The organism is Streptococcus sp. NLAE-zl-C503 (genome assembly GCF_900104285.1).
GTDB lineage: Bacteria > Bacillota > Bacilli > Lactobacillales > Streptococcaceae > Streptococcus.
The window spans coordinates 1-2,351 of the sequence record NZ_FNJT01000015.1 but is presented as its reverse complement, the minus strand read 5'-3'; the positions used below and the strand labels follow the sequence as shown (position 1 = coordinate 2,351).

Here is a 2,351-nt window from a genome sequence, read left to right as displayed (position 1 = left end):
TGCACATTTTGTACCCTAAGTCTGCACATTTTGTACCCTATAAAAGCTGAAATCCCTTGCCGCTCTAAGGCTTTTAAGAGCCTTAAATATATATAAAATATAATTAAATATATATAAAAAGGGTCTCACTTCGTTCGCTCCTCTATTCCCTAATTACAAATCAAGCTATCTATCAAAAATTAACCCTAATTTTTACTATTTAGCAAAAATATGTTATAATTTAACCAACAACAAGAGTAGTGAGTTCATCACGCTAAACGAAAAGCACCCTGTCCGCCAAGACTTAGGGTGCTTTTTTTGCGCCAGCTACAACACACTAGCGTTCGTGAAAAGTGACACTATTCCTTGTTGTCATCGAAGCGCTTTTCAATCCACTTCATCCCATAGGCTTTCCCCAACTCGTACGCTAAGGGCAACACTACTCGGATAACAACAAGAAGAGTAATGAGTTCTAACATGCTAAACACCTCCTTTCGAAGGCTTAGTGCCAGAATATTGCTATTATACCATGACCTTTTTCTAAAAAGCAAAGTATGATAATCTTTTTCTTTGCTTGCTTTATTCCATGGTCTATTTGACAACAAGTAACCTAGGTCGTTAGTCTTTGGTTTATCGGGCAGCTGAACAAAGTTCAGACTGAACCGTCCTAACCAGTCTAACTTGACCTAGCTTGTTGTCAAATAGCTTTCACGGCATAAATCGCTCAGACGCTCTCAGAAGCCATATTTTCCCCTCTAACGCATTTTAATATCAAAACTATAGAATCCACCCTAAAACTAAAAACGAGCGCCCATAAGCCTTCTAGGGGCTATTTACGCTCGTTTAACGCTTTGAGTAAAACTCATAGTCCAAAACTATTGAGACAGTTCACGGTTTGGAGATTGAGGTGCTACCAAAATACTTGCCATTTATGCCTTACTAGCTGAATAGAGGCTGATTTCTCAATCAATATTCTCTTCCATCGGTAAAGTTTCAATAAAGGTTAGTAATACACTTCATATTCGCCTTATCCACCTTTTACTTTTTCAATTACTTCCTGTTAGAAATAAAAAATTTATCAATGAATAATAAGTGAAATGATGCAAGTGTAATTCCCAAATAGCACCCATAATAAGAGATATCTTGATGGGTAAGGGGGAAAAGAGTATTATTACCCATCAAGAGGGATGACAAAATCACAAATAGTATCCAGAATAAATCAGTCCATTTATATTTTGAAAAATATTTTTTCCACATAAGAATACCTTCTTTCTTTACCACAATACTATTATATGATACAATGTAAGCGAATACAAACAAAAAGGAGAAAAGCTCATGAAAACTACTAAATTTTTTGCAACTGCTATTTCTGCAGGTATATTAACTTTTAGTCTTACTTCGCCGTCTCTTGTCTTTGCACAAAGTGTGACACCCCTACCGAAATCTCATGTTGCTAGACTCCAGACTAATCAAGTCAAATTTGAAGAGGATGTTTTTTATAGTTTAGACGAACTTTTTGCATCTACTGATTTAAGCGTTGAAGAACAAGAGAGAATTACTCAAGATATTTTGAAAGTCATCGAAACTGACGGAAAATCAATGGACAGAACTGTTATGAGAACTGTAATAAAACGATTAAGTCATTCCGAAGTCCAAAGTATCGTAAATTCAAGTGACCCTATAGGTGACTTGATGGGATATCTTCCTTATGTAGGAGGTATATATTCAGTTTTACGTTCTTTTTCTCTAGAAACATTTCGGACAGCTGCAAGAAATGGATGGGGATTGGAGTATGTAGTTGTTGCAGATAGAGATAATCCAACTTCAACAGGGATATACTTTTATTGGAGATACGTTAAGTAACAAAATATAAATATATCTTAAAAATAAACAGAAAAAATAAAATAAAAAAAGAATTTAGGAGCTGCTTCCTAAATTCTTTTTTTATTTTGGTTTGGTGGCTGTTCTCTGTTGCTTGTTGTATCACTTCAGCAATGGTTGGTTATCGATTATCAGTGAACTGCATTTCATAACCAATGACCTTCCTCTCCAATCAGCTATATAAATATGCTACCCCACACCCTATAACGCCTCTACGGGCTATTTACGCTCGTTTAATGTTTTAAGTAATAACTCGTATATCAATTCTTGCTGTTTTTCAATCATACCAAGACGGCGCATGACCTTTTCTTCAAACGTGGCATCATAGCTATCTTTTCTCAGTCGAGAACGTATCTCATCCACTCCTGAAGGAGATATACGATACACTCCATCCTTTTGTTCAACCTGGAAAATATTTAAATTTTTTCTGTGATACTTTACCAGGTCTTTTGATATCCCTAACTCCTCTGCGACCTCTTTTAGTGTTTTCC

2 protein-coding genes and 1 pseudogene are annotated in these 2,351 nt (G+C 35.7%); 1 reads left to right on the top strand and 2 read right to left on the bottom strand.

Annotated features, from left to right (window positions below; translation table 11 throughout):
• Positions 1-1,029 precede the first annotated feature (1,029 nt).
• Positions 1,030-1,236, bottom strand: coding sequence for a hypothetical protein (locus BLS46_RS10090; RefSeq protein ID WP_049537192.1), 207 nt, complete (start codon positions 1,234-1,236; stop codon positions 1,030-1,032).
• Between the two features lie 78 nt (positions 1,237-1,314).
• Between BLS46_RS10090 and BLS46_RS09745 the strand changes: the two genes are divergently transcribed.
• The gene (locus tag BLS46_RS09745) at positions 1,315-1,842 is read left to right on the top strand and encodes a hypothetical protein (protein ID WP_049537190.1); all 528 of its coding nucleotides are present in this window, start codon (positions 1,315-1,317) and stop codon (positions 1,840-1,842) included.
• A gap of 237 nt (positions 1,843-2,079) precedes the next feature.
• On the opposite strand, the pseudogene BLS46_RS09930 reads toward BLS46_RS09745, so the two are convergent.
• Positions 2,080-2,351: pseudogene (locus tag BLS46_RS09930) on the bottom strand (hypothetical protein); the annotation flags it as partial.

Excerpts from the sequence above, each read along its gene's own strand:
- BLS46_RS09745 (WP_049537190.1), top strand. The coding sequence starts at position 1,315 with ATGAAAACTACTAAATTTTTTGCAACTGCTATTTCTGCAGGTATATTA.
- BLS46_RS10090 (WP_049537192.1), bottom strand. The coding sequence starts at position 1,236 with ATGTGGAAAAAATATTTTTCAAAATATAAATGGACTGATTTATTCTGG.